General features: G+C 62.4%; 19 protein-coding genes. 1 reads left to right on the top strand and 18 read right to left on the bottom strand.

Annotated elements, in window-relative coordinates:
• Positions 1 to 40 precede the first annotated feature (40 nt).
• The gene (purL, locus tag AB5Y93_RS11000; RefSeq protein WP_368229336.1) at positions 41 to 3,934 is read right to left on the bottom strand and encodes a phosphoribosylformylglycinamidine synthase; all 3,894 of its coding nucleotides are present in this window, start codon (positions 3,932 to 3,934) and stop codon (positions 41 to 43) included.
• A 149-nt stretch (positions 3,935 to 4,083) separates the two neighbouring features.
• Between purL and mltF the strand changes: the two genes are divergently transcribed.
• On the top strand, positions 4,084 to 5,577 hold the full coding sequence (mltF, locus tag AB5Y93_RS10995) for a membrane-bound lytic murein transglycosylase MltF (RefSeq protein ID WP_042880710.1): 1,494 nt from the start codon (positions 4,084 to 4,086) through the stop codon (positions 5,575 to 5,577).
• Positions 5,578 to 5,899: 322 nt separating this feature from the next.
• Here the strand turns inward: mltF and AB5Y93_RS10990 are convergent, their stop codons facing one another.
• The 17 genes from AB5Y93_RS10990 to iscU all read right to left on the bottom strand — a co-directional run bounded on the left by AB5Y93_RS10990 (position 5,900) and on the right by iscU (position 22,289).
• Entirely contained in the window at positions 5,900 to 6,130 is a 231-nt protein-coding gene (locus AB5Y93_RS10990; RefSeq protein ID WP_039038718.1) for a zinc ribbon domain-containing protein, read from the bottom strand.
• A gap of 123 nt (positions 6,131 to 6,253) precedes the next feature.
• Complete coding sequence (gene der, locus AB5Y93_RS10985) at positions 6,254 to 7,750, bottom strand: ribosome biogenesis GTPase Der (RefSeq protein ID WP_010675045.1); 1,497 nt, start codon at positions 7,748 to 7,750, stop codon at positions 6,254 to 6,256.
• Between the two features lie 74 nt (positions 7,751 to 7,824).
• Entirely contained in the window at positions 7,825 to 9,009 is a 1,185-nt protein-coding gene (gene bamB / locus AB5Y93_RS10980) for an outer membrane protein assembly factor BamB (protein ID WP_368229335.1), read from the bottom strand.
• On the bottom strand, positions 9,002 to 9,652 hold the full coding sequence (locus AB5Y93_RS10975; protein WP_368229334.1) for a YfgM family protein: 651 nt from the start codon (positions 9,650 to 9,652) through the stop codon (positions 9,002 to 9,004). The genes bamB and AB5Y93_RS10975 overlap by 8 nt, the downstream gene beginning before the upstream one ends.
• A gap of 3 nt (positions 9,653 to 9,655) precedes the next feature.
• Positions 9,656 to 10,933, bottom strand: coding sequence for a histidine--tRNA ligase (hisS, locus tag AB5Y93_RS10970; protein ID WP_039038721.1), 1,278 nt, complete (start codon positions 10,931 to 10,933; stop codon positions 9,656 to 9,658).
• Positions 10,934 to 11,071: 138 nt separating this feature from the next.
• Positions 11,072 to 12,202, bottom strand: coding sequence for a flavodoxin-dependent (E)-4-hydroxy-3-methylbut-2-enyl-diphosphate synthase (gene ispG / locus AB5Y93_RS10965; RefSeq protein WP_119197617.1), 1,131 nt, complete (start codon positions 12,200 to 12,202; stop codon positions 11,072 to 11,074).
• A 10-nt stretch (positions 12,203 to 12,212) separates the two neighbouring features.
• Positions 12,213 to 13,133 (bottom strand): RodZ domain-containing protein, encoded by a 921-nt coding sequence (locus AB5Y93_RS10960; RefSeq protein ID WP_368229333.1) that lies wholly within the window; start codon positions 13,131 to 13,133, stop codon positions 12,213 to 12,215.
• The gene (gene tapF, locus AB5Y93_RS10955; RefSeq protein ID WP_103857947.1) at positions 13,123 to 13,914 is read right to left on the bottom strand and encodes a PilW family type IVa pilus biogenesis/stability lipoprotein TapF; all 792 of its coding nucleotides are present in this window, start codon (positions 13,912 to 13,914) and stop codon (positions 13,123 to 13,125) included. Before tapF ends, AB5Y93_RS10960 begins: the two co-directional genes overlap by 11 nt.
• A gap of 11 nt (positions 13,915 to 13,925) precedes the next feature.
• Entirely contained in the window at positions 13,926 to 15,029 is a 1,104-nt protein-coding gene (locus tag AB5Y93_RS10950) for a bifunctional tRNA (adenosine(37)-C2)-methyltransferase TrmG/ribosomal RNA large subunit methyltransferase RlmN (protein WP_039038724.1), read from the bottom strand.
• Between the two features lie 167 nt (positions 15,030 to 15,196).
• Complete coding sequence (gene ndk / locus AB5Y93_RS10945) at positions 15,197 to 15,625, bottom strand: nucleoside-diphosphate kinase (RefSeq protein WP_045524435.1); 429 nt, start codon at positions 15,623 to 15,625, stop codon at positions 15,197 to 15,199.
• Positions 15,626 to 15,902: 277 nt separating this feature from the next.
• Entirely contained in the window at positions 15,903 to 17,186 is a 1,284-nt protein-coding gene (pepB, locus tag AB5Y93_RS10940) for an aminopeptidase PepB (RefSeq protein WP_323951728.1), read from the bottom strand.
• On the bottom strand, positions 17,183 to 18,484 hold the full coding sequence (pepB, locus tag AB5Y93_RS10935) for an aminopeptidase PepB (RefSeq protein WP_109112004.1): 1,302 nt from the start codon (positions 18,482 to 18,484) through the stop codon (positions 17,183 to 17,185). Before pepB (AB5Y93_RS10935) ends, pepB (AB5Y93_RS10940) begins: the two co-directional genes overlap by 4 nt.
• Before the next feature lie 157 nt (positions 18,485 to 18,641).
• A complete protein-coding gene (gene fdx, locus AB5Y93_RS10930) occupies positions 18,642 to 18,980 on the bottom strand; it encodes an ISC system 2Fe-2S type ferredoxin (protein WP_005299781.1) in 339 nt (112 codons plus the stop codon).
• Position 18,981: 1 nt separating this feature from the next.
• Positions 18,982 to 20,829, bottom strand: a complete 1,848-nt coding sequence (gene hscA / locus AB5Y93_RS10925; protein WP_368229332.1) for a Fe-S protein assembly chaperone HscA — start codon at positions 20,827 to 20,829, stop codon at positions 18,982 to 18,984.
• A 28-nt stretch (positions 20,830 to 20,857) separates the two neighbouring features.
• Positions 20,858 to 21,376: a co-chaperone HscB gene (hscB, locus tag AB5Y93_RS10920; protein WP_010675057.1), complete on the bottom strand. Its 519-nt coding sequence runs from the start codon at positions 21,374 to 21,376 to the stop codon at positions 20,858 to 20,860.
• Positions 21,377 to 21,566: 190 nt separating this feature from the next.
• On the bottom strand, positions 21,567 to 21,890 hold the full coding sequence (iscA, locus tag AB5Y93_RS10915) for an iron-sulfur cluster assembly protein IscA (RefSeq protein WP_010675058.1): 324 nt from the start codon (positions 21,888 to 21,890) through the stop codon (positions 21,567 to 21,569).
• Between the two features lie 15 nt (positions 21,891 to 21,905).
• Positions 21,906 to 22,289, bottom strand: a complete 384-nt coding sequence (iscU, locus tag AB5Y93_RS10910; protein WP_010675059.1) for a Fe-S cluster assembly scaffold IscU — start codon at positions 22,287 to 22,289, stop codon at positions 21,906 to 21,908.
• Between the last annotated feature and the right edge of the window lie 49 nt (positions 22,290 to 22,338).

Here is a 22,338-nt window from a genome sequence, read left to right as displayed (position 1 = left end):
AAACCGGCCACAAGGGCCGGTTTTTGTTTGCGTCGCAGGCTTAGCCCAGACGAACCCGGGCGTTGCGGAACATCCGCATCCAGGCGCCATCCTCTCCCCAGTTGTCCGGGTGCCAGGAGTTGGCCACGGTGCGGAACACCCGCTCCGGGTGCGGCATCATTATGGTGGCGCGGCCATCCGTGGTGGTCACGGCGGTGATACCGTTCGGCGAGCCGTTCGGGTTGGCAGGATACTGCTCGGTCACCTGACCGCGGTTGTCCACGAAACGCAGCCCCACCAGACCGCTGGCTTGCAGCGCCGCCAGGTGGGCGGCATCGCGCACCTCCACTCGCCCTTCCCCGTGGGAGACGGCGATGGGCATCATGGAGCCCGCCATGCCAGCGAAGAATGCGGACGGGGACTCCTGTACTTCCACCAGGCTGAAGCGGGCCTCGAAGCGCTCGGAGCGGTTGCGCACGAAACGCGGCCACAGATCGGCGCCCGGGATCAGCTCGCGCAGGTTGGACATCATCTGGCAGCCGTTGCAGACACCGAGCGACAGGGTATCGCCGCGCTCGAAGAAGCGCTGGAACTGCTCGCGGGCGCCCTCGTTGAACAGGATGGACTTGGCCCAGCCCTCGCCCGCCCCCAGCACGTCGCCGTAGGAGAAGCCGCCACAGGCCACCAGGGTCTGGAACTGCTCCAGCTTGATGCGGCCACTGAGGATGTCGCTCATATGGACGTCGACGGCGGTGAAGCCGGCGCGGTCAAACGCTGCCGCCATCTCCACGTGGGAGTTGACCCCCTGCTCGCGCAGCACCGCCAGACGGGGGGAGACACCTTTGGCGATATAGGGCGCCGCCACGTCCTCGGCCGGGTTGTAGCTGAGCCTGGCCTGCAGACCCGGATCGGCTGCGTCCTGACGGGCGGCATGCTCCTGATCCGCGCACTCGGGGTTGTCGCGCAGGCGCTGCATCTGCCAGCTGGTCTCGCCCCAGATGGTACGCAGGGCAGTGCGGCTGGCGCGATAGACCTCCTGACCAGCCCGCTGCAGGGTGATGAGATCCCCCTCGCGCACCGTGCCGAGCACGTGGGAGCAGGCCGCCAGACCGTGACCGGCCAGCAGGGTCATCACCGCTTCCTTGTCTTCACGGCGTACCTGGATGACGGCCCCCAGCTCTTCGTTGAACAGGGCCGGCAGCAGGTCGCCGCCGATGCGATCCAGTTGCAGGTCGAGGCCACAGTGACCGGCGAAGGCCATCTCCACCAGGGTGACGAAGAGGCCACCGTCGGAGCGGTCGTGATAGGCGATCAGCTTGCGATCGGCCACCAGTGCCTGAATGGCGTTGAAGAAGCCCTTGAGCTGGACCGGGTTGTCCAGGTCCGGCGCCTTGTCACCCAGCTGGCGATAGACCTGAGCCAGGGCGGAGGCACCGAGGCGCTGCTTGCCGTTGCCAAGGTCGATGAGGATAAGGTCGGTTTCACCAAGATCGCTGCGCAGTTGCGGGGTGACAGTGTTGCGCACATCCTCCACCCGGGCAAAGGCCGAGATGAGCAGGGAGAGCGGCGAGGTGACGCATCGCGACTCGCCATCCTGCTGCCAGCGGGTCTTCATGGACATGGAGTCCTTGCCCACCGGGATGGTGATGCCAAGGGCCGGGCAGAGCTCCTCGCCCACCGCCTTGACCGCCTCGTAGAGGCCGGCATCTTCGCCCGGGTGACCGGCTGCGGCCATCCAGTTGGCGGAGAGCTTGACCCGCTTGAGCGACCCGATGTGGGCCGGCGCCAGGTTGGTCAGGGCCTCGGCCACCGCCATACGAGCGGAAGCCGCATGAGAGAGCAGCGCCACCGGGGTGCGCTCGCCCATGGACATGGCTTCACCGTGGTAGCTGTCGTAGGTGGCGGCGGTGACGGCGCAGTCGGCCACCGGGATCTGCCAGGGGCCGACCATCTGGTCGCGGTTGACCAGACCGGTCACGCTGCGATCGCCGATGGTGATGAGGAAGGATTTCTCCGCCACGGTCGGCAGACGCAATACCCGCTCGGCGGCGTCGCCGAGGGTGATGCCATCCAGTTGCAGTGCCTTGCCCTGGGCCGGCAGACTCGCTACGTCGCGGTGCATCTTGGGGGTCTTGCCCAGTAGCACGTCCAGCGGCAGATCGATGGGGTGGTTGTCAAAGTGCTGGTCGGATAGGGTCAGGTGTTTCTCTTCGGTGGCGCTGCCGATGACGGCATAGGGTGCACGCTCACGCTCGCACAACGCCTTGAACAGCGGCAGCTTCTCTTTGGCCACCGCCAGTACGTAGCGCTCCTGGGATTCGTTGCACCAGATCTCGAGCGGGCTCATGCCCGGCTCGTCGTTCGGGATGGCACGCAAATCGAAGCGACCGCCGCGATCGCCGTCGCTCACCAGCTCCGGCATGGCGTTGGAGAGACCACCGGCCCCCACGTCGTGAATGAAGACGATAGGGTTGTCGTCCCCCAGCTGCCAGCAGCGATCGATCACCTCCTGGCAGCGGCGCTCCATCTCGGGGTTGTCACGCTGCACCGAGGCAAAGTCGAGATCTTCCGCCGACTGACCGGAGGCCATGGAGGATGCGGCGCCGCCGCCCAGACCGATGTTCATGGCCGGGCCACCCAGCACGATGAGGGCCGCCCCTACCGGGATCTCCCCTTTCTGGACGTGTTCGCTTCGGATGTTGCCGATGCCGCCCGCCAGCATGATGGGTTTGTGGTAGCCACGCACCTCGACGCCGTTGTGGCTCGGCACCTCCTCTTCGAAGGTACGGAAGTAACCGAGAATGGCCGGACGGCCGAACTCGTTGTTAAACGCCGCCCCGCCAAGCGGCCCCTCCTGCATGATGTCAAAGGCGCTGACGATGCGGCTCGGCTTGCCGAAATCCTGCTCCCAGGGCTGCTCGAAACCGGGGATGCGCAAGTTGGAGACGGAGAAGCCCACCAGGCCGGCCTTGGGCTTGGCGCCACGGCCTGTCGCACCCTCGTCGCGGATTTCGCCGCCGGAGCCGGTAGCGGCGCCCGGGAAGGGGGAGATGGCGGTCGGGTGGTTGTGGGTCTCCACCTTCATCAGGATGTCGACCTGCTCCTGGTGGTACTGGTATTCGCCGTTGGCGGGGCTCGGGAAGAAGCGGCCACCCTGGCTCCCTTCCATCACGGCGGCGTTGTCTTTATAGGCAGACAGGACATGATCCGGCGTCTGCTCGAAGGTGTTCTTGATCATCTTGAACAGCGACTTGGGCTGCTGCTCACCGTCGATGGTCCAGTCGGCGTTGAAGATCTTGTGGCGGCAGTGCTCGGAGTTTGCCTGGGCAAACATGTAGAGTTCGATGTCGTTGGGATTGCGACCCAGCCGGGTGAAGTTGGTCACCAGGTAATCTATTTCGTCATCGGCCAGGGCCAGACCCAGGGTCACGTTGGCCTCTTCCAGGGCGGCGCGACCACCACCCAGCACATCTACCTGGGTAAAGGGGCGCGGCTCGTGGTGAGCAAACAGGGCGGCGGCCTCGTTCATCTCGGCAAAGACCACTTCCATCATGCGATCGTGCAGCAGGGCCGCGATCTCGCTACGCTGGGCCACGCTCAGCTCACCCTTGGCCTGCACGTAATAGGCAATGCCGCGCTCCAGCCGCTTGACCTGTTTCAGGCCGCAGTTGTGGGCGATGTCGGTTGCTTTGGAAGACCAGGGGGAGATAGTGCCGGGGCGGGGGGTAACGAGGAACAGCTGACCGCTGGGGGTGTGTTCCGGGATGGTCGGGCCGTAGCGCAGAAGCTGGCCCAAGGTCGCTCGCTCGGGGGGCGACAGCGGGCTCGTCAGCTCGGCAAAATGCACGTATTCCGCATAGACGCTTGCTATCTCTACTCCTCTCTGTGCGCAGCTCTGCAGCAGCTTGTGGACACGAAACTCAGACAGTGCTGGGGCACCACGCAAGATTTCCATATACCTTTCTCACCAAGTTTTAGAGTGTGGGGGGATTTGAGACGCGCGTATTATAGGGATCAGGCCCATCCTGAACAAACGTTTTTCTCATCTCGCGCGGTGTGACTCCCTTCATACTCTCTGGTATAAAGGTGCCTCTTTTTTGACAAATGCCGTTTTTTTCAACAAGGGTACTCACCTACTTGCGCTGCATTTTTCGACTGTTCATCGGGATGATGTTGACGCTGGCCCTGGCCGGTTGCGACTTCTACCACCCCTCCAGCCAACTGGAGCAGATCCGCCAGCGAGGCGAGATCCGGGTTGGCACCCTCTATGGCCCCACTTCCTATTACCAGCGTGACGACACCGCACTGGGGTTCGACTACGAGCTGGCGCAGCTTTACGCCGACTGGCTGGGGGTCAAGCTGACCATAGTACCGGCCTACAGCACCGCCGAGCTGGTCGAGCAACTGCAAAAGGGCAAGCTGGATCTCGCCGCCGCCGCCATCGTCGTGACCCCGGAGCGGCGCAAGCTGTTCCGCTTCGGCCCCGGCTTCTACCAGGTCTCCCCCAAGCTGGTCTATCGCAACGGCTCCCCCAGGCCCAAGAACCTCGGTGACATCAAGGGCAGCATAGTGGTGCCGGCGGGCTCCACCGGCGAGGACCTGATGAAGGAGCTGGCCAAGCAATACCCCAACCTGAAGTGGAGCACCAATCGGGATGCGGACGTGGAAGAGCTGCTCAAGCAGGTGGCCGACGGCAAGGTGGACTACACGGTGGTGCAGGACACCATACTGGCCCGTACCCAGCGCTACTACCCCGAACTCACCGAGGGCTTGACCCTCGCCAGCAAGCAGACCGTGGCCTGGGCCATGACCAAGCTGCCCGACGACAGCCTCTACGCCAGCATCATCGACTTCTTCGGTCAGCGCTTCATGGATGGCGCCATCGCCAAGCTCGACGAGAAGTACTTCGGCCACGTGCAGAATTTCGACTTCGTCGACACCCGTACCTTCCTGCAACGGGCCAAGAGCCTGCTGCCCAAGTACCAGGCGCTGTTCCAGACCCACGCCAAGGATATCGACTGGCGGCTGCTGGCCGCCATCAGCTATCAGGAATCCCACTGGGATCCCCAGGCACGCTCCTACACCGGGGTGCGCGGCATGATGATGCTCACCGGCCCGACCGCCAAGGCGATGGGGGTAAACGATCGCACCCACCCGGAAGAGAGCATCAAAGGGGGCGCCCGCTACCTGCAGGAGATGATGGCGAAGGTGCCCGACTCGGTCCCGGCGGACGAGAAAGTGTGGTTTGCCCTCACCGCCTACAACATCGGCTACGGCCACATGATGGATGCCCGCCGCCTGACCAAGGAGCTGGGCAAGAACCCGGACGCCTGGAGCGACGTGAAAGAAGTGCTGCCCCTGTTGCAGCAGTCACGCTGGCATCGCAAGGTGCGCTATGGCTATGCCCGTGGCGGCGAGGCGCGCAACTATGTCAACAACGTGCGCCAGTACTACCAGAGCCTGCTCTGGCTCGACAACGAACAGCAGAAGGCCCATCGTCGGGAGGAGCTGGACGAGGACGACAGCAGCGAGCCGGACGTGCCGGCACAGCGTCCGGCCATCATCGCCGAAGTGGTCAAACAGATCATCACCCCCTAGCCTCGCCAGGGGTGTGTTTTCCTGCCCTGTTCTCTGTTACCATCCTTGGGTATACGAGGGGCGCTGGAGCGAACTTATTGCAATGTATTCATTGCGTTGCAGTTCCTGCCAAGGGCCCTTTCGGCCCCACGCAAGACCAGGGAGGAGAACAGGATGCGAGCACGCAGAAGAGCCACATTGGCCCGAAAAACCAAATGTGCCTGGAGCCCGAGACGCAAGCTCAAGCTGGCCGACATGAAACGCAAGATCTGGCACAGAAACCGCTCCTTCACGCTGCTGATAGCGGAGCACACAGTATAAACCCGGCATCAGCCGGGTTTTTTTATGCCTTGTCAGGCTGCGCCTCAAACAGAACGGTGCGCTTGGAGACCAGGGTGTTGCAGTGGTTGCAAAAATAATCTACCGCGCCGCAAGCCCGAAGCCGCTCCAGCTCCTGCCCGCAGGCAGGACACAGGGCCCGGATGCGATAACGGGCCTGACACTGGCCACACGTCGTCTCGCGGCTGCGGCTGTCCAGTTCGCCCTGACAGGCAGGGCAGGTCAGCGTGTTCATTCTCTTCTCGACTCCTCTTTACGTCACTGTGCACCGGCGTCACTCGCAGCCCCTCCCCTGGTTTGTCTGCCTTGAGGAGGGCCATCAAGAAAAACGGCTGCCGGTAAGGGCAGCCGCAGGGCTTTATTTCTTCGCTTTGGCCTTGAGCAGGCGCTTGCGCTGGCGTTCCTGGCTCAGGGTCAGGGTGTTCTTCTTGCCCTCGAACGGGTTGACCGACTCCTGGAACTCCACCCGGATCGGCGTCCCCATGATCTTCAACGACTTGCGGAAGTAGTTGATTAGGTAGCGCTTGTAGGAGTCCGGCAGGTCATTCAACTGGTTGCCGTGGATCACGATGCGCGGCGGGTTGTAGCCACCGGCGTGGGCATACTTCAGCTTGACCCGGCGACCATTCACCATGGGCGGCTGGTGATCTTCCTGGGCCATCTGCATGATGCGGGTCAGCATGGCGGTGCTGGTGCGGCGAGTCGCGGACTCGTAAGCCTCGTTGATGGATTCGAACAGGTGACCGACGCCACTGCCGTGCAGGGCGGAAATGAAGTGCACCCGGGCGAAGTCGATGAAGCCCAGACGTCTGTCCAGCTCGTTCTTGACGTCCTCTTTCACCTTCTGATCCAGGCCGTCCCACTTGTTGACCACCAGTACCACGGAGCGGCCGCTGTTGAGCACGAAGCCGAGGATGCTCAAGTCCTGATCCGTGATGGTCTCCCGGGCGTCAATGACCAGCAGGCAGACGTTGGCATCTTCAATCGCCTTGAGCGTCTTGATGACGGAGAACTTCTCCACCGTCTCGTGCACCTTGCCACGGCGACGCACGCCGGCGGTGTCGATGACCACGTATTTCTGATCGTCGCGCTCCATGGGGATGTAGACGGAGTCGCGGGTGGTACCCGGCATGTCGTAGACGATGACCCGATCTTCACCCAGCATGCGGTTGGTCAGGGTCGACTTGCCGACGTTGGGACGACCGACGATAGCAAATTTGATGGGCAGGTCGGCGAACGGCGTCTCCTTGGTGTCTTCCCGGGTGTCGAGCTCACCGGCAGCCACCATGCGCAGCAGGGCCTCTTCGTCGAACTCCTCCAGCTCCTCTTCCTCTTGTGCCTCGGTGGCAGAGCCGACCAGGGTCTCGAGGTGGGGGGCCAAGGCCAGCTCCAGCAGGCTCAGTACGCCACGGCCGTGGGCGGCCGCCATCTGGTAGACCTCGCCCAGGGCCAGACCGTAGAACTCGGACACCGCGGAGTCACCGTCGATGCCGTCGGTCTTGTTGGCCACCAGAAACACCTTCTTGTGGGTCTTGCGCAGGTGCTCGGCGATGGCCTGATCCGCCGCGGTGAGACCGGCACGGGCATCCACCATGAAGAGCACCACATCGGCCTCTTCGATGGCCAGCAGGGACTGCTCGGCCATCTTCAGCTCGATCCCCTCCTCGGTGCCATCGATACCGCCGGTATCGACCACGATAAATTCCAGCTCGCCCAGCTTCGCCTGGCCATATTTGCGGTCCCGGGTCAGGCCGGGGAAGTCGGCAACCAGGGCATCCCGGGTACGGGTCAGGCGGTTAAACAGGGTGGATTTCCCCACGTTGGGGCGGCCCACCAGGGCAACTACAGGAGTCATAAAAGCCTCATTCTCAAGACGACAAAGGCTCCGGGTCCGAAGACCAGGAGCCGGATATTCACATTATCGGACGATCAAGGACGCTTGAGGGCGTACAACTTGCCGTCACGGCTCTGCACATACAGGGTGTCACCCTCCACCAGCGGAGCGGCATAGAGACCACTGCTGTCGAGCTGCTGCATGGCCTTGATGGTCCCGTCGGTACGGTCCAGCCAATACAGGTAACCTTCCACATCGCCGACCACCACATAGTCACCCAGGATGACGGGGGCGGTCACGGTGCGGTTTTCCAGCTGGGTGTTGGACCACAGCTCGAGACCGTTGCGACGATCGACCGCAAACAGATGGCTGCGGCTGTCGGTCAGCACGATGGCATTGCCGGTCACCGCCATATCGCGATAACCGGAATACTTGCGCTTCCACACTTCGTCGCCGCTCATCAGCTTGCGCGCCATCAACTGGCCGTTGTAGGCGATGGCGTAGAGCTCATCACCGGCAATCAGCGGGCTGGCATCGACGTCCACCATCCGATCCAGTTCGGTGGCGCCGCGCGGGTCAGCCACCTTGGATTGACGCACCGGCTGGCCGTTGCTCAGCAGGGCGATGCCCACCTTGCCATCGGCGCGGCCATAGATGACGGCACCGTTGGTGATGATGGGGGCGCCGGCACTGCGCAGGGTCAGGGGCGGCTGCTCTTCGGACAGGGTCCACTGCAGCTTGCCCTCATCGGTATCGAGCGCCACCAGGCGACCGGAGGTGGTCAGCACCACCACGCGGCCATCCTCGACGGCGGGGCTCGCCACCACTTCCCCAGGTACAGTGGTCTGCCACAGCACTTCGCCGTTGGCCTCGTTCAGGGCGTAGACCACCCCGTTTTCGGACCCGAGGAACAGCTTGCCGTAGCGAGAGACCAGACCACCGGAGAGACGGGCACTGCGCTTGTCGGCGTTGATGGGCAGATCTGCCAGATCCACGCTCCACAGCTCCTTGCCGCTCTCGCGCTCGAATGCAGTCACATCGCCATCGCGGGCCGCTGCATAAATGCGGTCATCTTCCACCACCGGCTTGAGCTGGGAGTAGAAGTCGCCGATGCCATCCCCGACCGAGGAGGACCATGCTGTATCGGCAGTGAACGCGGACTCGACCTTGGGCAGGGGTGCCATGGGGTTGAGATCTTCTTCCGAACTGAACAGGGAGCAGCCCTGCAAGGCGAAGGAGACAGCCACCCCCAGCGCCATTCGCTTGTACAGATTACGCATCCGGAGCCTCGCCCGCAGTGACGGCTGGCAGCGCCAGATCATCCATCTTCAGCTTGAGTTCGGCGCTGCTCTGCAGGCCGCCGGCATCCGCCGCCGCCTGATAGGCATCGCGCGCTTCTTCGGCCTTGCCCTGCTTTTGCAGGATGTCGCCGCGCACTTCCGCCACCTGGGCCTTGAAGGCGTCGTTGTTGATCTTGCCAAGCTGGGCCAGGGCCTCGTCAGCCTTGCCCTGATCGCTCAGGACCCGGGCCAGACGCAGGGCGGCGATGGGCTTGATGCTGTCATCGCCACTGGCGGCCACCTGGGTCAGCTGCTCGGCAGCCAGCTCCAGCTTGCCCGCCTTGACGGCGGCCGCGGCCAGTTGCAGGGCAGCCAGCTCGGCATAGGCGTCACCCTTGTGAGCGGTAATGAAACTCTTTGCCTGCTCCAGGGCGGCGTCGTCCCCCTTGGCGAGCTGGGCGGTCATCTCGTTGTAAGCCTGGGAGGCGGCTTCCTGGTTGTTCTGCTGCATCTCGTTGTAGTAGCGCCAGCCAAAGAGGCCGACCAAACCGATCACGGTCCCGGCGATCACCGAGGTGCCGTTCTCTTTCCACCAGCTCTTGATGACCTCAACCTGTTGTTCTTCAGTGGTATACACTTCCACAGCTTACTCTCCTTTCGCTGCCAGCAGGGCAATGGCGGCATCGACCGAGACGGTCTGTTGCTCGGCCTGGCCACGCAGATATTTGATGGTGATCTCCCCGCTTTGCACCTCGGTCTCCCCAAGGATCAGGGCAATGGCCGCGCCGCTCTTGTCGGCACGCTTGAGTTGTTTCTTGAAGTTGCCGCCGCCGCAGTGGCTCATGAGGCGCAAGTCCGGCAGGGCATCGCGCAGGCGCTCGGCCAGTGCAAAGCCAGCCTGCTCGGTCCCCTCACCCACCATGCAGAGATAGACATCCACCGCCGGGCGGATGTCAGCATTGAGCTCGAGAGTTTCAAGCATCAGCACCAGACGCTCCATGCCCATGGCAAAGCCCACCGCCGGGGTCGGCTGGCCACCGAGCTGCTCCACCAGGCCGTCGTAGCGACCACCGGCACAGACGGTGCCCTGGGCTCCCAGGCTGTTGGTCACCCACTCGAACACGGTCAGGTTGTAGTAGTCGAGGCCGCGCACCAGACGCTCGTTCACCTCGAACTGGATGCCGGCCGCCGTGAGCAGGCGCTTGAGCCCTTCGAAGTGAGCCAGGCTCTCTTCGCCCAGGTGGTCGAACAGACGGGGGGCACCCGCCAGGATGGCCTGCACTTTTTCGTCCTTGGAATCGAGCACCCGCAGGGGGTTGCTGTACATACGGCGCTGGCTCTCTTCGTCCAACTCGCTCTTGTACTGTTCCAGATAGGCGACCAGGGCATCGCGATAGGCGGCACGTTCGCTGCTCTGGCCGAGGGTATTGAGCTGCAGGGTCACGTGATCGCTGATGCCGAACAGACGCCACAGGCGGTGAGTCAGCATGATGAGCTCGGCATCGATGTCCGGCCCGTTGATGCCGAACAGCTCGACCCCGAACTGGTGGAACTGGCGATAGCGACCTTTCTGGGGACGCTCGTGACGGAACATGGGGCCCATGTACCACATCCGGCGTTCCTGGTTGTAAAGCAGACCGTGCTCGATGCCGGCACGCACGCAACTGGCGGTCCCTTCCGGACGCAGGCTCAGGCTGTCGCCGTTGCGGTCTTCAAAGGTGTACATCTCTTTTTCGACCACGTCGGTCACTTCACCGATGGCACGCTTGAACAGATGGGTCTGCTCGACGATGGGCATGCGCACTTCGCTGTAGCCATAGCTGGCCACGACCTGGCGCAGGATCTGTTCTACTTTCTGCCATACCGGGCTCTGCTCCGGCAGGCAATCATTCATACCGCGAATAGCTTGGATCTGTTTTGCCACGTTGATACTCGAGAAAAAGAGGTAAAATTTGGCCGCATTATAGGGATTTTCGACCCCGAGGTAAAATCGGGTGCCCGGATGCGGGATGTAAAATCAACAACCTAAAGCCGGGGCCACCCCAGGTGGCCCCGTCATGGTTCAACCTTTGTCTACCTGGATCTGGTTGGCCGGATCCAGCATGGCGGCCCGGGCACGGATGCGGCGCTCCAGGGTCGGGATCAAATCCTTGTTGTCGAGCCGGTCGACCCGCTGGCCCCCCTCGTAGAAGGCACTCTTGTTGGCGGCCCCCGCAAGGCCGAGATCGGAAACCAGCGCCTCCCCCGGACCGTTCACCACACAGCCGATGATGGAGACATCCATCGGGGTGATGATGTCTTCGAGCCGCTCTTCCAGGGCGTTGACCGTGCCGATGACGTCGAACTCCTGACGGGAGCAGGAGGGACAGGCGATGAAGTTGATGCCGCGGGAACGGATGCGCAGGGATTTGAGGATGTCGAAGCCCACCTTCACCTCTTCCACCGGATCGGCGGCCAGGGAGATGCGCAGGGTGTCGCCAATCCCTTCGCTCAGCAACATGCCAAGGCCGATGGCGGACTTGACCGCGCCGGCGCGAAAACCGCCCGCTTCCGTGATGCCCAGATGCAGAGGCTGATCAATCTGCTTGGCCAGCAGGCGATAGGCACCGACCGCCAGGAAGACATCGGACGCCTTGACGCTCACCTTGAAGTTCTCAAAGTTGAGGCGATCCAGGTAATCCACGTGGCGCATGGCGGACTCCAGCAGCGCCTCCGGGGTCGGCTCGCCGTATTTCTCCTGGAGATCACGCTCAAGGGAACCGCCGTTGACGCCGATGCGGATGGGGATGTTGTAGTGACGGGCGCAATCCACCACCGCACGCACCCGCTCTTCGTTGCCGATGTTGCCCGGGTTGATGCGCAGGCAGTCGGCCCCGTACTCGGCCACTTTGAGGGCGATGCGGTAGTCGAAGTGGATATCGGCGACGATGGGGATGCGGGTCTGCTGCTTGATGAGCTTGAACGCTTCCGCCGCCTCCATGGTGGGAACGGAGACCCGGACGATGTCGGCGCCGACCCGCTCGATCCGCTGGATCTGCTCGACGGTAGCGGCCACGTCCGTGGTCTTGGTGTTGGTCATGGTCTGTACCGTGATGGGGGCATCGCCCCCAACCGGCACGTTGCCGACCATGATCTGTCTGGATTTGCGACGAACGATGGGTGATTCGTGTGCGGGCTTTTCGTGAACAGACATGGCGGACTGATTACTCCTGCGGCAGTGAGAAGCGGGCAGTCCGGCCGTTGTTGTAACGGCTCATGTCGAAGGACTTGCCCTGATATTCGAGATTGACCGCCATGGGCGCGCCAATGATGAATCTGAGTGGCTCGGGTCCTTCCAGTACCAGTTCGTCGTTCGCCTTCTTCAGACCGCTGAACAGGGTCTTGCCGTTGGCATCCTTGACGTCCAGCCAGCAATCGGCGGTGAAGCTCATCTTGAGCTGGGGCGCCTTGGCGGGCTCGGTGGTCGTGCTCTCGGCAGTCGAGACCGCACCGGAAACGTCCGTCGGGACGGCTGCGCTGGCATCCGTAGCGACCACAGGCAGGGTCGCGGTGGCACCGCTCACCACAACCTGGGTGGACACGGCATCGGACGCTGCGGGCTGCACGGGCTCGGCGACCTCCACGGCGGGGGCAACATTCGCTTCCGGCGTATTGACGGTCGCGCTCATCTCGGTCGCCGCCAGGGCGTCGTCACCGGCGGAGCGGCGCGCCGTGCTCTGCCACCACCAGGCGACGGAGAGCCCGATCAGCACCAGGATCACCAACCAGGTCACCACCTTGAGCCGGCTGTCATTGGCCTGCTGGCGGGATCGACGGGAGAAGCTCTGCATGTCGATGTTGTCGGGGGGAGTCAGTCCCAGCTTCTCGTAGGCGGCGAGGATGGTCTCCTCGGGGATGCCCACGAGCTTGGCATAGGCCCGCAGATAGCCACGAATGAAGGTATGGGACGTGTGCTTGTCATAGGTATCCGCTTCGATGGCGGCGATCAGGGTCAGACGAAGGTGAATGCGGGACGCAACCTGTTCCCGGGTCCAGCCGAGCTGTTCACGGGCGTTGCGCAGCAGCTGGCCTGGGCCCGCTGCCTGGGAGTCGTCTTGGAAATCGTGTGGCTGTTCAGTAGTCATTGGCTAAGTAACGCTTGGCTTGTTGCGAAGTGGGATATTGCCTTACCAGCTCAGTCCCGAATTGGTGAAGTAATGCCGGTTTGTCCATGGCCTGGGCCAGCCGCAGCCGGAGCCAGAGGCTCTCCTCGTTCTCCTCTGCCACGTCGGCAAAGCGCGCGAGGTAAGACTGGACATCAGGAAGCTTGCCATCTTTCATGGAAAGCTCGGCCATGTCCAGCAATAACCTAGGATTGCGGGGATTATACCCCAAGGCCAGACGATAATACTCGCTGGCCTTGTCATTTCTGTGATTTTGCATCGAGCAGAGCGCCGCATTCTCGTAGGTATCGGCGATCTTCACGTAATCGGGCTGGCTGACGGCCTGCAAGAACGCCTTTTCCGCTTCGTCGAAGCGGCCACGGTTGCAGAGGAAGGCGCCATAGTTGTTCATCGCATCAGCATTGGACGGATCCATGGCCAGCGCTTTCTTGTAGCTCGCCTCGGCGGCCTTGAAATCCGACACCTGCTGATAGAAATAGGCAAAACCGATGTAGACCTGAGGATTGTTGGGATCGTACTGAAGGGCGCGGTCGAGGTTGAATTTGGCCTGCTCGGCATTGCCCTGGCGCAGATACTGGATACCCAGATCGAGACGAGTCTGGGCGGCGGCCTTGAGGTCGGGACCCACTTCACGCTGGGTCGAATTCTGGCCAGCGTAAGTGGTCTCTGTGACACAGCCTGGCAGCGCACAGAGCGCTGCCACTACGATCAATGTACGGATATCCATTTCCTGTCTATACAATGGCTTAGGAGTTAAACCATTTTGACGGAAATCCCATCCTGTTGCATCCGATTTTTCATGGTGCGCTTGGTGCGGTCGATCACCTCCCCCACCAGCTGCCCACAGGCGGCGTCGATGTCGTCACCGCGGGTCTTGCGCACGATGACGGTCAGGCCGTATTCCATCAGCACCTTGGAGAAGCGGTCGATACGGCTGTTGCTCGGCTTGCCAAACGGGTTGCCCGGGAAGGGGTTGAACGGGATCAGGTTGATCTTGCAAGGGGTTTCCTTGAGGACCTTGGCCAGCTCATGGGCATGCTGCATGTCGTCGTTGATGTGATCGAGCAGCACATACTCCACGGTCACCCGGCCGCCGTTGGCGTTAGACTTGGCCAGATAGCGGCGTACCCCGGCAAGGAAGGACTCGATGTTGTACTTGTCGTTGATCGGCATGATCTCGGAGCGAAGCGCATCGTTCGGCGCATGCAGGGAGATGGCCAGGGCAACGTCGATCTGGTCCCCCAGCATATCCAGCGCCGGTACCACACCGGAGGTGGAGAGAGTGACGCGGCGCTTGGAGATGCTGAAGCCGAAGTCATCCATCATCAGCTTCATGGCAGGTACCACGTTGGCGAGGTTGAGCAGCGGCTCACCCATGCCCATCATCACCACGTTGGTGATGGGGCGCTTGCCACCCACCACTTTGGCGGCACGCCACACCTGGCCGATGATCTCGGAGACTTTCAGGTTGCGGTTGAACCCTTGCTGGGCGGTGGAGCAGAAGGTGCACGCCAGGGCGCAGCCCACCTGGGAGGAGACGCACAGGGTAGCGCGGTCCGCTTCCGGAATGTAGACAGTCTCCACCTCCTGATCGCCCACCTGCAGCGCCCATTTGATGGTGCCATCGGCGGAGCGCTGTTCACGGCTGATCTCGGGGGCTCGGATCTCGGCAATGGCCTTGAGCCGCTCGCGCAGCGCCTTGTTGACGTTGCTCATCTGATCGAAATCATCACAACCGAAGTGATAGATCCACTTCATTATCTGGTCTGCCCGGAACGGCTTCTCGCCCAACTCGACGAAGAAGGCACGCATGGCATCCCGGTCGAGATCCAGCAGGTTGGTTTTTGTTTCGCTCATCAGGGGCCTCAGCTCACACACTTCATAAATTATCGGCTGACCTACGTCAGGGGGCGGCATTGTACAAATAATGGGTCTGGCTTTCCACCTGGAGAATAAGTGGATATTGGCAGGATGACCAAAAAACAAAAGGGAGCCGAAGCTCCCTTGGTCACCAGCAGACAACATCAGCCGCGCGGGCAGATCTCGTCGTCGGAGAAGAAGTAGGCGATTTCACGGGCGGCAGAGGCCGGGGCATCGGAGCCGTGGACGGCGTTGCGATCGATGCTCTCGGCGTAGCAGGCACGCAGGGTGCCGGCCAGCGCCTCTTTCGGGTTGGTGGCGCCCATGATTTCACGGTGACGGCGGATGGCGTCTTCACCTTCCAGCACCTGTACCATGACGGGGCCAGAGGTCATGAAGCCGACCAGACCATCATAAAACGGCTTGCCCTGGTGCTCGGCGTAGAAACCGGCGGCCTGTTCGCTGGTCAGGTGCAGCATCTTGGCGGCGATGACTTTCAGGCCGGCGCTTTCGAAGCGGCTGTAAATGGCACCAATCAGGTTTTTGCTGACCGCATCCGGCTTGACGATGGAGAAGGTACGTTCGATAGCCATTGAGTTCTTTCCTTAACTACAGAGTTTTATTGTAGGAATCCATGTTCGGCGGCGATTATACGTAAACAAAAAACGAAATAACACACAAAAAATCAACTTTTTGTTAAACAAAAGAATCCTTGAAACAACATGGTGACTCATCTTGTGCCAGGGCAGAGAGAAAAAATGTGCGCTTGCGCACGATCGGCATGCTAATGCCTCAAAACCGTATCAATTGCTCAGCAAAGCAGCACTGGAAAGGGCACCCTGAGGTGCCCTTGTGATGCCGTTCACTGACTCAGCGCGTCTCCGCCATCAGGGTATGGGCGATGGTGCGCATCCCCAGGGTATTGGCCCCGGGCGCCCACAGACTGTCGCCGTTCTCACTGAAACAGGCGGCGAGATCGACATGCAGCCAGCCTCTTCCCTCATCAGGGACAAAGCGGGAGAGGAAGCCTGCCGCATTGGAGGCCCCCCCCGGTCCGCCGCCCGGCACGGGGCGGCTGTTGGCGGTGTCGGCATAGTGGGACGGGCACTGCTGGCGATGCCAGGGCTCCAGCGGCAGCGGCCATGCTGGCTCCTGTTCCGCATCCGAATAGGCCATGGCGCGGCTCACCAGCCCTTTGTCCAGTCCAAACAGGGCGTTGTAACGCCCCCCCAGCGCCATCACGGCCGCCCCGGTGAGGGTGGCGGCGTCGATGATGAGCGGCGCACCAGACTCGCCGGCCAGTTGCAAGCCGTCGGCCAGGATCAGGCGCCCTTCTGCGTCGGTGTTGACCACCTCCACCGTGGTGCCGTTCTTGTAGGTGAGGATGTCACCCAGCTTGTAGGCATGGCCGGATACCAGGTTCTCGGCGCAGCAGAGGATGAGCTTCACCCGCTTGTCGAGGCCACGCAGAATGGCCAGCGCCAGCGCGCCGGTGACGATGGCGGCACCGCCCATGTCGTGTTTCATGGTCAGCATGCCCTGGGAGGTCTTCATGGAGTAGCCGCCGGAATCGAAGGTGATCCCCTTGCCCACCAGGGCGGCCGCTACCGGCGCCTTGGGATCCTTGCCCGGATTGAAATCCAGCTCCAGCATCACGGGCTCGCGGTCACTGCCACGACCCACTTGATAGAGACCGACCCAGCCCGCCTGTTGCAGCGCCTCTCCCTTGAGGATGCGATGGCTGATCCGGTCCGGTGCCAGCTCGGTGAGGAAGGCGGCTGCTTCGACCGCCAACTCCAGCGGCCCCAGCTGCTCCGGGGTGGCGTTGGTCATCTCCCGCACCCAGCGCCCGCACAGCCAGCGCGCCTCCAACTCCTCCCTGTCCTCCTCGGACGAAGTAGCCCACTGCAATGCCACTTCCGCCTTGGGCGTCTGCAGCCCTTGGGCAAAGGCCCACTGCTGCTCTCGCTCCCAGTGGCCAGCCAGGACCACCTGCTGGATCCCTTGGCTACACAGGCGCCGCGCCGCCTGCTGGATATCCAGCAAGGGAGTGGCGCTCACCAGATGGATCACCATGCCGTCGGCACGGTGGGAGAGCAGTGCCCCCTCCCCCCACTCGGCCGGTGCAAACTCTCGGCTCAACCAGACGTTCATGCGCACACCTCCTGCAACCAGCGGGCAATCGTGCGAAGACCATGGCCCTTGGCCCCGGTCGCCCAGAGCTCATTGCCCGACTTCTGATAGGAAGCGGCCAGGTCCAAGTGCACCCAGCCCTTGCCTTCGTCACGGACGAAGCGCGACAGGAAAGCCGCTGCCGTGGTGGCGCCGGCAGTACCTTCTGCGGACGCCACATTGCCCAGCTCGGCAAAGGCCGAGGTGAGCTGGCCTGCGTGCCAGGGTTCGAGCGGCAGCGGCCAGGCCTTCTCGTTTTCGGCGTTGGCGGCAGCCAGCGCGCGCACCTGCTCCGCCTCATCGAGGGCAAACACGGCATTGTAGTCGCGGCCCAGCGCGGTCTTGGCGGCGCCGGTCAGGGTGGCGGCGTCGAGGATGTAGGCAGCCCCGCTTTCGCTCGCGGCCAGCAGGCCGTCTGCCAGCACCAGGCGACCTTCCGCGTCGGTATTCTGGATCTCGACCGAGATGCCGTTGCGATAGGTGAGGATGTCGCCGAGCTTGAAGGCATGGCCGGAGACCAGGTTCTCGGCGCAGCAGAGGATGAGCTTGACCCGCTTGTTCAGGCCACGGCTGATGGCCAGCGCCAGGGCGCCGGTCACCATGGCGGCGCCGCCCATGTCGGACTTCATCGGCAGCATGTTGTCGGAGGACTTCATGGAGTAGCCGCCGGAATCGAAAGTGATCCCCTTGCCCACCAGCGCCGCGACCACGGGGGCGTTGGCATCCCCGGTCGGGTTGTAGTCGAGCTCCAGCAGCACCGGCTCGCGCTCGCTGCCACGGCCCACCGACCAGATCCCGATATGACCCGATTCACGCAAGGCTTCGCCAGCGGTGATGCGGGCGGTCACCTTGTCACCGCCGAGGCTGCGAATGAGCAGCAGAGCGGACTCCGCCAGGCTCATGGGGTAGATGGCTTCCGGGCAGCCGTTGGTCACCTCGCGCACCCAGTGGGTCGCTTTGAGCAAGGCGGCGAGTTCGGCCGCTTCCTGCTCGCTCTGTTCACCAAAATCGAGCTCGCGAACCCCCTTGGCGGCATAGAAGCCCTGGGCAAAGGCGTAACGACGCTCCCCATTCCACCCCTCGCCCACCAGCTTGATGCGCTTGATGCCGCTCGACTCGAGGCGTCTGGCACCGCGCTGGATGGCGCGCAGCGCCTCCTTCTCCTGGCCAGCGGCCAGATGGAGATGGGCCTCGTCCCCGTTGAAACTGAGCAGGGCACCCTCGCCCCACTGGGCGGCGGCAGCCTGGGACGACAACCGTACGTTCATCATGTCAGCCATGTTCTCTTGCTTCCTTTTTATTGGCACTTTCATCAACGAATAGGGAAATCACGGGCACAAAAAAGGCCGCTCCCTCAAGGGTCACGGCCTTCACCATATCATTACTGCACCATGAGATGCTGCACGCGCAATTCACTCATGTGTAATTAAGGGGTCATCAGTGGCGCTCGGACGCCAGATTCAGGGTGTACTTGGGCAGTTCCACCACCAGATCCTCGTCCGCCAGTCTGGCCTGGCAGCTGAGACGGGATTCCGGCTCCAGCCCCCACGCCTTGTCCAGCATGTCGTCTTCCAGCTCGTCGCTCGGCTCGAGGGAGTCGAACCCTTCCCGCACCACGCAGTGGCAGGTAGTACACGCACAGGACTTCTCGCAAGCGTGCTCGATCTCGATGCCATTGCGCAGCGCGATATCCAGAATGGTTTCACCGGTCGCACCTTCGAGGGCTGCGCCGTCCGGACAGAGCTCGGGATGGGGCAGAATAATCAGTTTTGGCATATCACACCTTGTTGACGTTTTGTCCGGTCAGCACCTTGCGGATGGAGGCATCCATCCGGCGGGCTGCAAATTCGCCACTGGCAGCGTCCGCCGCCTCGATGGCCTCTTTGATCTGGTTGGTGGTGCCCGTGCTGCGCATGGTCAGCAGATGGGCAATGGCGGCATCCAGCTCGGCCCGCTCGGCGAGGCTCAATAAAGCCTCGCCATCGGCGGCCAGGGCGGCGTTGAGACTCTCGACCACCCGGTCGGCCTCGACCTGTTGCTCCGCCAGCATGCGGGCGTCCATGTCCTGCTGGGCATTGGCGATGGAAGCGCTCAGCATGTTGAGGATGTCATCTTCCCCCAGCCCGTAGGAGGGCTTGACCTGGATCTCGGCCTGCACGCCGGAGGATTTCTCCATGGCGCTGACCGACAGCAGACCGTCCGCATCCACCTGGAAGGTGACACGAATGTGGGCGGCGCCGGCCGCCATGGGCGGAATGCCGGTCAGGGTGAAGCGGGCCAGGGAGCGGCAATCCGCCACCAGCTCGCGCTCCCCCTGCACCACGTGGATCGCCATCGCGGTCTGGCCATCCTTGAAGGTGGTGAACTCCTGGGCGCGGGCCACCGGAATGGTGGTGTTGCGCGGGATCACCTTCTCGGCGAGGCCGCCCATGGTCTCAAGACCGAGGGAAAGCGGGATAACGTCCAGCAGCAGCATCTCGGCGTCGGGCTTGTTGCCCACCAGGATGTCGGCCTGGATGGCGGCACCGATGGCCACCACCTTGTCAGGGTCGATGCTGGTCAAGGGGGTGCGGCCGAAGAACTCGCCCACCCGCTCGCGCACCAGCGGTACACGGGTCGAACCGCCGACCATCACCACTTCCAGCACCTCTTCCTGCTCGAGCCCCGCATCGCGCAGGGCGCGGCGGCAGGCCAGCAGGGTACGCTTGACCAGCGGCTGGATCAGCTCGTCAAACTGGCTGCGGGTGACAGAGCCCTGCCAGCCGGCAAAGGTGCAGGGAACGGTGTCGGAGTCGGTCAGACCGTGTTTGACCGCGGCGGCCACATCCAGCAGCTCGCGCTGCAGACGGGCATCCAGCTCGCCAGTCAAACCGGCTTGTTCTTTCAACCAGTCTGCCAGCAGGTGATCGAAATCATCGCCGCCGAGGGCCGAGTCGCCGCCGGTGGCCATCACCTCAAACACCCCGCGATGCAGGCGCAGGATGGAGATATCGAAGGTTCCGCCACCCAGGTCATAGACGGCTATCACCCCTTCCTGACCGGAGTCGAGGCCATAGGCGATGGCGGCCGCCGTGGGTTCATTGAGCAACCGCAGCACGTGCAGTCCGGCCAGTCTGGCCGCGTCCTTGGTCCCCTGACGCTGGGCATCGTCAAAATAGGCGGGCACCGTGATGACCACGCCGTCGAGGTCTCCCCCGAGGGACGCGGCACCGCGCTCGGCCAGTTTTTTCAGGATCTCGGCCGAGACCTGCACCGGATTGACCAGCCCCTGGCGGGTCTGCAATTGCGGCATGCCGTTGTCGGCCGCCACGAATTGATAGGGTTGCTGGCGGGTATCGATGTCGGCCAGCGCCTTGCCCATCATCCGCTTGACCGAGACGATGGTGTTGTGGGGATCGAGGGCCGCCTCACGCTTGGCATCGAAGCCAACCCGGATGGTATCGGCCTGGTAATGGACCACGGAAGGCAGCAGATCACGCCCCTGCTCGTCACAGAGGGTGTCGGCCTGGCCGCTGCGCACGGCGGCGACCAGGGAGTTGGTGGTGCCAAGATCGATGCCGACGGCACGTTTATGCTGGTGAGGTGCGGCGCTCTGGCCTGGCTCGGCAATTTGCAGTAATGCCATGGGTAATCACAATTCCTGCGTTAGAGGGTCAAGACTCGAACAGCGAGTCTTCGAATCGTTCCAGCTCCTCGAGGAGCTTGTCGACAAATTTGAGCTTGCGAACGCAATCCGCCGCCTGCAGATCCTCACCCCTGGTGAGAGAGTCGGTCAGCCGTTGCATCAACGCCTGGTGATCATGCCTGATCTCCTGGCGAAAATCCTTGATGGCCCCCTCAGGGTCGGCGTCGCCCTTGAGATCAGCCAGCCGCTCTCGCCACTCCAGCTGTTGCATCAGAAAGGCAGGATCTTGCAGTGTCTGCTGCTCGCCGCGAATATCGGTACCCCGCAAGGAGAGCAGGTACTCGGCTCGGCGCAAGGGGGCCTTGAGGGTGGTAAACGCATCGTTGATCTGGGCAGCACGCTGCACGGCAGCAAGCTGCTCCCGCTCGGGGGCAGTCGCAAAACGATCGGGATGGAACTGGGTCTGCAGCTGACGATAGGTGTCAGCCAGTTGGCGAGTATCGAGCTCGAAGCCCTCAGCCAGCCCGAACAGCTCGAAATGATTCATCCTTCGTCCTCAGACAATAGCGCTGGGAGTGCAACCACACTCGTCTTGAACTTGAAAGCAGTGGCATGGACTGGCGTCCACACCACTGTGTTGATGAGCAAGGTGTTGATCACAAGAGACTCGCCGCAACAGGGCTCACCCTTGGGGCTGCGAGGCGTTGCAAACATGGGCGATCGGTCAATCGAACCACTTACACGCTGAAGCTTTCGCCACAACCACATTCGCCCTTGGCATTCGGGTTGTTGAACTGGAAGCCCTCGTTGAGGCCTTCCTTCACGAAGTCCAGCTCGGTGCCATCCAGGTGGATCAGGCTCTTGGCATCCACGATGATCTTGACGCCTTTCTGCTCGAACACCTGATCCTCGGCAGCCAGCTCATCCACGAACTCGAGCACATAGGCAAGGCCAGAACAGCCGGTCGTCTTGACGCCGAGGCGCAGGCCGATGCCCTTGCCCCGGTTGATCATGAAGGAGGAAACCCGCGCCGCTGCGGCATCTGTCATGGTTATGGCCATACTGCTCTCCGGACCTTAAAGACCTTTCTTCTGCTTGTAATCGGCGATGGCGGCCTTGATGGCATCCTCCGCCAGAATGGAGCAGTGGATCTTCACCGGCGGCAGCGCCAGCTCTTCGGCGATGTCGGTGTTCTTGATACCGGCTGCTTCATCCAAGGTCTTGCCTTTGACCCACTCGGTCACCAAGGAACTGGAGGCGATGGCGGAACCACAGCCGTAGGTCTTGAACTTGGCATCTTCGATGATGCCATCGTCGCTGATCTTCAGTTGCAGCTTCATGACGTCACCACAGGCCGGTGCACCGACCATGCCGGTGGCGACGCTGGGATCGTTCTTGTCAAAACCACCGACGTTGCGGGGATTCTCGTAGTGGTCGATTACTTTTTCACTGTAAGCCATATCTAACTCCTGCTAATTCCGTTGTTCACCAGACCCTTGCCATGCTGGC

Origin of the sequence: Aeromonas sp. R10-1 (genome assembly GCF_040908465.1) — a bacterium.
In the GTDB taxonomy this organism is placed as follows: domain Bacteria; phylum Pseudomonadota; class Gammaproteobacteria; order Enterobacterales; family Aeromonadaceae; genus Aeromonas; species Aeromonas caviae.
This window is presented reverse-complemented; position numbering and strand designations above follow the sequence as displayed.